Below are 7,335 nucleotides of genomic sequence, written 5' to 3' on the forward strand. Positions count from 1 at the left end.
CAAGAGGCGATCACGCCAACCGCAACGCCGCCTTGGGACACTGCGCCACGGCCTCCTCCGCGTCGGCGACGCGATCGTCGGCCACGTCACCCTCGAGCACGTGCAGATTGTCGTCGTCATCGAGTTCAAACATGTCAGGGGCGATTCCGACGCAGACGCCGTTCGCTTCGCACCGGTCGAAATCGACGATGATCTTCATGAGAGCTTCCTTCCAAGCGGTCTCGGCGACACTAACCCGGGCTGTGGGTCCCGCGGAGCGGAACGGCCACCGATTCACTGTCAATACTGGAACATGTTCCAGTTGATATGCAATGATCGGTTTCGGCGGGGCTCATCCCCTGCGTCCCGCCACCCACTGTTTGGCCGCGAGAGACCGAGGTAGCAAGCATGCGCGTCGCGTATACGCCGCAGCAGGAAGAACTCCGCGCCGAGCTGCGCGAGTATTTCGGCAAGCTGATGACGCCGGAGCGGCGCAAGGCGCTGAGCCTGCAGACCGGCGAATACGGCGAAGGCGATGTCTATCGCGAGGTCGTGCGGCAGATGGGCCGCGACGGCTGGCTCACACTGAGCTGGCCGAAGGAATACGGCGGCCAGGACCGCACCACGATGGATCAGCTGATCTTCGTCGAGGAAGCCGCCATCGCCGGCGCCCCGGTCCCCTTCCTCACCCTGAACTCGGTCGCGCCGACGATCATGCAATACGGCACCGAAGAGCAGAAGAAGTTCTTCCTGCCCAAGATCGCCTCGGGCGAAATGCATTTCGCCATCGGCTACTCCGAGCCGGGCGCGGGCACCGACCTGGCCTCGCTGCGCACCTCGGCCGTGCGTGACGGCGACGACTTCGTGATCAACGGCCAGAAGATGTGGACCAGCCTCATCGCCTACGCCGACTACATCTGGCTGGCCGTGCGCACCGACCCGTCGGCCAAGAAGCACAAGGGCATCACGATGTTCATCGTGCCCACCGACACCGAGGGCTTCTCCTGGACCCCGGTGCACACCATGGCCGGGCCCGACACCTCCGCCACCTACTACCAGGACGTGCGGGTGCCCGCCTCGGCCATGGTCGGCCCGGAGAACGGCGGCTGGTCGCTGATCACCAACCAGCTCAACCACGAGCGCGTCGCGCTCACCTCGGCCGGACCGCTCTCGCTGGCGGTGAACCAGACCGTGGAGTGGGCCAGGCAGACCACCGGCCCCGACGGCCTGCGCGTCATCGACCAGGAATGGGTGCGGCTGAACCTGGCCCGCGTGTACGCCAAGGTCGAATACCTCAAGCTGCTGAACTGGGAGATCGCCAGCCGCGCCGACCAGGGCGGGGAGGCGGCGCCCAAGCCGTGGGACGCCTCGGCCTGCAAGATCTACGGCACCGAGCTGTCCACCGAGGCCTATCGGCTGCTCATGGAGGTCGTCGGCGCGCACGGCTACCTGCGTCAGGACTCCCCCGGCGCCGCGATGCTGGGCAGGCTCGAGCGGATGCACCGGGCCGCGCTGATCCTCACCTTCGGCGGCGGCACCAACGAGGTGCAGCGCGACATCATCGCCATGACCGCCCTGCGCCAGCCCGCCTCCGCCCGCTGATCGACGAAAGCCGGTATCCCCTCATGGATTTCACCCCCACCGAAGCCCAGCTCGATCTCGCCCGGCTGACCGGCGAGATCTGCGCCAAGCTCGTCACCGCCGACCGCCTGCGCGAACTCGACACCGCGGGCCGCTTCGACGAGCAGCTGTGGAAGGCGCTCGCCGACGCGGGCGTACTGGCCGCCGCCTTGCCGGAAGACTTGGGCGGCAGCGATTTCGGCGCGCTGGAACAGACCGCGATCCTGCGTGAACTCGGCAGGTCCGTGGCCGCGGTGCCGGTGCTGTGGTCGGTGGTCGTGGCCGCCGACGCGCTGGCCCGCTTCGGAGACGCCGATCAGCGCGCCCTGGCCGCTCGCGCGGGCACCGGCGAGATCGTGCTCACCGCCGCGCTGGCCGAACCGCTGCACGCCACCACCGACGCGCCGGGCATCGCGGCCACCGAGGCCGACGGCTGGACTCTCACCGGCACCGCGACCACCGTCGCCGTCGCCGACCGCGCCGAGCGAATCCTGGTGCCCGCCCTGGTTTCCGGGCAGACTGCGGTGTTCGTGGTCGACCCCGCGCACGCCTCGGTGACCCGCACCGCCCAGCAGGTGGTCGACCTCGCGCCGGAGTTCCTCGTCGAGTTCTCCGACACCCCCGCCGAGCTGCTCGGCACCCTCGACACCGGCGCCGAAGTCCTGTCCCGGCTGCGCGAGCAGGCCTGGCTGGGCTTGTCGGCCCTGCAACTGGGCACCCTGGAGCGGGCGTTGGAACTCACCGCCGAGCACACCCGCACCCGCGAACAGTTCGGCAAGCCGCTGGGCTCGTTCCAGGCTGTCGCCCAGCGCCTTTCGGACGCCTACATCGATATCGGCGGCCTGCGCCTGGCCGTCACCCAGGCCGCCTGGCGCGTCACCGAGGGCCTGCCCGCCACCGAGGCCGTCCACATCGCCAAGTTCTGGGCCGCCGAAGCGGGCCACAAGGTCGCCCACACCGTCATCCACATCCACGGCGGCCTCGGCATCGACCGCGACCACATCGTCCACAACTACTTCACCGCCGCCAAACACCACGAATTCGCCCTCGGCGGCGCCACCCCCCACCTCCTCGCCCTCGGCGCGGAACTGGCGGGCTGACCACGCGGCACCGGCAGGCCGACGGAATCCGCCTAGATATCGGACGGGGTCGAGGTCAGGTAACGCTGGATGGTCGGGGCTACGTCGGCGATGATGGCTTCGGGGCGCATTTCGACCACCGGGGGTAGGCGCAGGATGTAGCGGCACAGGGCTATACCCAGGAGCTGGGTGGCGATGAGGCCCGCGCGGCGGGGGGCGTCGGTGGGGTCGCCGACGCGGAGGACGGCGGGTAGCACCTGCTCGGCGAAGATGGCGCGGACGCGGTCGGCGACGGCGTCGTCGGTGATGGCCGTGCGGAGCAGGATCAGCAGGACCGGGTTGTCGCTGCCCTCCCAGATCGTCAGGAAGCGCCGGATCAGGCGCTCGCCCAGGGTGTCCGGGGACGCGGTGGCGAGATCGGGCAGGTCGAGGTCGATCCGCACGGCCGCCGCGAACAGGCCGTCCTTGCTGCCGAAGTACCGCATGACCATGGACGGGTCGATTTCCGCGTCGGCGGCGATGGCGCGAATGGTGGCCTTGGCGTAGCCGTCGGCGGCGAAGCGCGCGCGGGCCGCGTCGAGGATGACGGCTTTGGTGGCGTCGGAGCGACGCACCGGAGGGTTCGGCGTCTTCATGCCAACAAGTGTAGGCCAACAACTGTTGACTGAGGCCACCAGCAGGTCTACCGTTATGCCTACAAGCGTTGGCAAACAAGCGTTGACCAGGAGTCGCAGATGTCCGCCACCCAGCTCCCCGCCTTCACCTCCGTCGTCATCGTCGGCGCGGGCCCGGCCGGGCTCACCGCCGCGATCGTGCTCGCCGAAGCCGGCATCGACCACGTCCTCATCGATCGGCTGGGCGAGGGCGCGAACACCTCGCGCGCCGCCGTGGTGCATGCCAGGACCCTCGAAGTTCTCGCGGAACTGGGCCTGGCGGACGAGCTCGTCGCGCGCGGTATCAAGGTGCCCACCTTCAAGATCCACGACGGCCCGAAGACCCTGGCCACCATCGGTTTCGGTGATCTGCCGACCGAATTCCCCTACACGCTGATGATTCCGCAGGATGTCACCGAGGCGGTGCTGCTCGAGCGCCTGCACCGGGCGGGCGGCACGGTTCACCGGCCCTGCACGGTGACCGGGCTGACCGACGAGAACGGCGGCGTCACCGTCGAATACACCGATGCCGACGGCACTCCGGGCACCATCACCGCCGCGTATGTGATCGGCGCCGACGGGATGCACAGTGCGGTGCGCGAGCAGGCGGGCATCGGATTCACCGGCGACACCTACCCCGCCTCGTTCGTCCTGGCCGATGTGCGGATGAGCTGGCCCACCCCGCGTACCGAAGTGTCCCTGCATCTTTCGCCCGAGGGTGTCACCGTGGTGGCTCCGCTGCCCGATCCCGCGCAGGAGCGCTACCGCGTGGTCGCCACCGTGGACGACGCCCCCGAACGCCCGTCACTCACCGACATCCAGCGGCTGCTCGACGCCCGCGGCCCCGGCGGCGAGGTCCGGGTCGACGAGGTGCTGTGGAGCTCGCGCTTCCGCGTGCACCACCGCGTGGCCGAGCGGTACCGCGCGGGCCGCGTCCTGCTCGCGGGTGATGCCGCGCATGTGCACAGCCCGGCGGGTGGTCAGGGTATGAACACCGGCATCCAGGACGCCGCCGCGCTCGCGGGCCTGCTGTCGAAAGTCGTCGCGGGCGAGCCGGATTCGCTGCTCGACAACTACGAGACCGTCCGCAGGCCGATCGCCCTGGAGGTCGTCGCCTTCACCGACCGCATGACCCGCATGGCCACTCTCCGCTCGGCCCCTGCCCGCACGGCCCGCAACACCGCCCTGCGCCTGCTCACCCGCATCCCCACCATCCGCACCACCCTCGCCCACCGGCTCGCCGAACTCAGCACTCGCTAGGGGGCCGGTCGTGACGGCATCGACCGATGCGTGGTGATCAATGGTCTGAGAACGCGAATCGGCCCGCCCGGTGTCACCGGGCGGGCCGTTCGGTGGTGGGACTACGCGGAACCCGCGTCGGCGTGCTCGTCGGCAGGCCGCTCGTCGGTCTGCGCCTTGGCCCAGCGGTAGTCGGGCTTGCCCGCGGGCGAGCGCTTGATCTCGTCGACGAACCACAGGCTGCGCGGCTGCTTGTAGGAGGCGATCTCCTGGGTGAGCACCGGCTTCAGATCGGCCAGGGTCGGCCGCTTGCCGTCGCGACACTGCACCACCGCGACCACCCGCTGACCCCAGCGCGCGTCCTCGACCCCGACCACGAGCGCGTCGAAGACGTCCGGATGCGCCTTGAGCGCGCCCTCGACCTCCTCGGGGTAGATCTTCTCGCCGCCGCTGTTGATGCTCACCGAACCACGGCCGAGCATGGTGACGGTGCCGTCCTCCTCGACGCGCGCGTAGTCGCCGGGGATCGCGTAGCGCACCCCGTGGAACTCCTTGAACGTCGCGGCCGACTTGACCTCGTCCTTGTAGTAGCCCAGCGGGATGTGCCCACTGCGCGCGAGCAGACCGATCACGCCCGAACCCGGCTCGACCGGATTGCCCTGCTCGTCGAGGACCTGGGTGGCCGCGTCGATCTTCACTCGCGGGCCGCCGGTGTGGGTGGCGCCCTTGGCGACCAGCGACAGACCACCGAAACCGGTCTCCGAGGAGCCGATGGAATCGGAGATCATCCGGTTGGGCAGCAGCTCGAGGAACTTGTCCTTGAGCGGCGGCGAGAACAGCGCCGCGCTGCTGGCCAGCACGTAGAGCGTCGAAAGATCGTAGGGCTCACCGGTTTCCGGGTTGCCCTGTTCGAGCGCGTCGAGCATCGGCTGCGCCATGGCGTCGCCGGTGATGAAGATCAGGTTGATGCCGTGCTTGTCGACGGCCTGCCAGACCCCGTGCCCGCTGAACTCGGGGATCATCACGGCCTTGCCGCCGCCGAACAGGCTGTGGAAGGTGGCCCACTGCGAGCCGCCGTGGATCATCGGCGGAATCGGGAAGCGCACCATCTGCGGGTTGGCCGCGCCGACCTTGGCCAGCTCCCACTCGTCCTTGACGTATTCGCCGGTGACGAAGTTGATGCCGGCGCCGAGCACCCGCCACACGTCCTCGTGCCGCCACATCACGCCCTTGGGCAGGCCGGTGGTGCCGCCGGTGTAGAGCATGTAGATGTCGTCGGGCGAGCGTTCGCCGAAGTCGCGCTCGCCCGAGGAGGCGGCCAGCGCGGCTTCGTACTCGATGGCGCCGGGCGAGGTCGCGCCGTCGGTGCCGTCGTCGACGACGACCAGCGTCTTCAGGCCGGGGACCTTGGCGCGCACGGCGTCGACCTTGTCGGCGTAGCGGCGCTCGAAGATCAGCGCGGCCATGTCCGAGTTCTCGAAGATATGCAGTAACTCGTTCTCGACGTAGCGGTAGTTGACGTTGATCATCACCGCCCTCGCCTTGAAGATCGCGACCATCGCTTCGACGGCCTCGACGGTGTTGCGGGAGTAGATACCGACTTTGTCGCCGGGACGCACGCCCTGTTCTTGCAGGTAGTGGGCCAGCTTGTTGGCCCGCTCCTCCAGTTCGGCATAGGTCGACTCACGATGCTCGCCGACCAGCACGATCCGGTCGGGCATCAGGTCGACGGCGTGTTCGACGAGATCGGCTATGTTGTAGCTCACAAAGTCAAAAATAGAACGTGTTACTGTTTCTGACAAGGTTTCGGCGAGACTCGCCCGCGAGTCCGCGACGTGGAGGAGAATTCGGATGGCCCACTGCCTGGTCGAGAAGCGCGACCATGTCCTCATCGTGACCATGAACCGGCCGGAGGCGCGCAATGCCCTCTCGGGCGAGATGATGGCGATCATGCGCGATGCCTGGGACCAGGTCGACAGCGATCCCGAGATCCGCGTCGCCATCCTCACCGGCGCGGGTGGGGCCTTCTGCGCGGGCATGGATCTCAAGGCGATGAGCTCGCAGCATCCGGGCGACACCGCCACAAGCGGCAGCTGGGACCCCGCCTACCTGCCCGCGCTGCTGAAGGGCAGGCGACTGTCCAAGCCGCTGATCGCCGCGGTCGAGGGCCCGGCCATCGCAGGCGGTACCGAGATCCTGCAGGGCACCGATCTGCGCGTAGCCGGGGAAAGTGCCAAATTCGGTGTCTCCGAGGCCCGCTGGGGCCTGTTCCCGCTGGGGGGTTCCGCGGTGCGCCTGGCGCGGCAGATCCCGTACACCGTGGCCGCCGATCTGCTGCTGACCGGGCGGCACATCACCGCGGCCGAGGCCAAGGAGATCGGCCTGATCGGACACGTGGTCGCCGACGGGACCGCCCTCGACAAGGCCATGGCGCTGGCGGGCCAGATCGCCGACAACGGCCCGCTCGCCGTCCAGGCGATGCTGCGCACACTGCGCGAAACCGAGGCGATGCCGGAGAACGAGGCGTTCCCCATCGAGGCGAAGATCGGCATCGAGGTGTTCCGATCAGCCGACGCCAAGGAAGGCCCGCGCGCCTTCGCCGAAAAGCGCAAGCCGAACTTCACCGGCAAGTAGCCGCCGAGGCGCGACTGACCGCACTCCCAGCCCCGCACATCCCGACCTCGAGGAGGGATCCGCCGCGCAGCGGCGGGTCGCGGCCGGGTCGCCGGTCAGCGCTCGAAGCGCATGCGCCGCAGGCGCGAGTC

At 68.9% G+C, this 7,335-nt stretch carries 7 protein-coding genes; 4 read left to right on the forward strand and 3 right to left on the reverse strand.

The genetic code is table 11. The annotated features are described in order from the left end of the window. Positions 1 to 10: 10 nt before the first annotated feature. On the reverse strand, positions 11 to 199 hold the full coding sequence (locus ACWEMY_RS25845; RefSeq protein WP_375933418.1) for a ferredoxin: 189 nt from the start codon (positions 197 to 199) through the stop codon (positions 11 to 13). A 188-nt stretch (positions 200 to 387) separates the two neighbouring features. Between ACWEMY_RS25845 and ACWEMY_RS25850 the strand changes: the two genes are divergently transcribed. Together ACWEMY_RS25850 and ACWEMY_RS25855 are read left to right on the forward strand one after the other, a co-directional pair. Next, on the forward strand, positions 388 to 1,581 hold the full coding sequence (locus tag ACWEMY_RS25850; RefSeq protein WP_452392100.1) for an acyl-CoA dehydrogenase family protein: 1,194 nt from the start codon (positions 388 to 390) through the stop codon (positions 1,579 to 1,581). A 23-nt stretch (positions 1,582 to 1,604) separates the two neighbouring features. Continuing rightward, positions 1,605 to 2,699, forward strand: coding sequence for an acyl-CoA dehydrogenase family protein (locus ACWEMY_RS25855; protein WP_452392101.1), 1,095 nt, complete (start codon positions 1,605 to 1,607; stop codon positions 2,697 to 2,699). A gap of 32 nt (positions 2,700 to 2,731) precedes the next feature. On the opposite strand, the gene ACWEMY_RS25860 is transcribed toward ACWEMY_RS25855, so the two are convergent. Beyond that, positions 2,732 to 3,313 carry a TetR/AcrR family transcriptional regulator gene (locus ACWEMY_RS25860; protein ID WP_452392102.1) on the reverse strand — a complete coding sequence of 194 codons (582 nt, stop codon included), beginning with the start codon at positions 3,311 to 3,313 and terminating at the stop codon, positions 2,732 to 2,734. A gap of 99 nt (positions 3,314 to 3,412) precedes the next feature. On the opposite strand from ACWEMY_RS25860, the gene ACWEMY_RS25865 reads away from it, so the two are divergent. Beyond that, on the forward strand, positions 3,413 to 4,591 hold the full coding sequence (locus ACWEMY_RS25865; RefSeq protein ID WP_452392103.1) for an FAD-dependent oxidoreductase: 1,179 nt from the start codon (positions 3,413 to 3,415) through the stop codon (positions 4,589 to 4,591). A 101-nt stretch (positions 4,592 to 4,692) separates the two neighbouring features. Here the strand turns inward: ACWEMY_RS25865 and ACWEMY_RS25870 are convergent, their stop codons facing one another. Continuing rightward, entirely contained in the window at positions 4,693 to 6,336 is a 1,644-nt protein-coding gene (locus tag ACWEMY_RS25870; protein WP_452392104.1) for an acyl-CoA synthetase, read from the reverse strand. An 85-nt stretch (positions 6,337 to 6,421) separates the two neighbouring features. On the opposite strand from ACWEMY_RS25870, the gene ACWEMY_RS25875 reads away from it, so the two are divergent. Then, positions 6,422 to 7,204: a crotonase/enoyl-CoA hydratase family protein gene (locus ACWEMY_RS25875; RefSeq protein WP_452392105.1), complete on the forward strand. Its 783-nt coding sequence runs from the start codon at positions 6,422 to 6,424 to the stop codon at positions 7,202 to 7,204. Positions 7,205 to 7,335: the final 131 nt, after the last annotated feature.

The sequence above is a fragment of the Nocardia sp. NPDC004415 genome, from assembly GCF_053602435.1.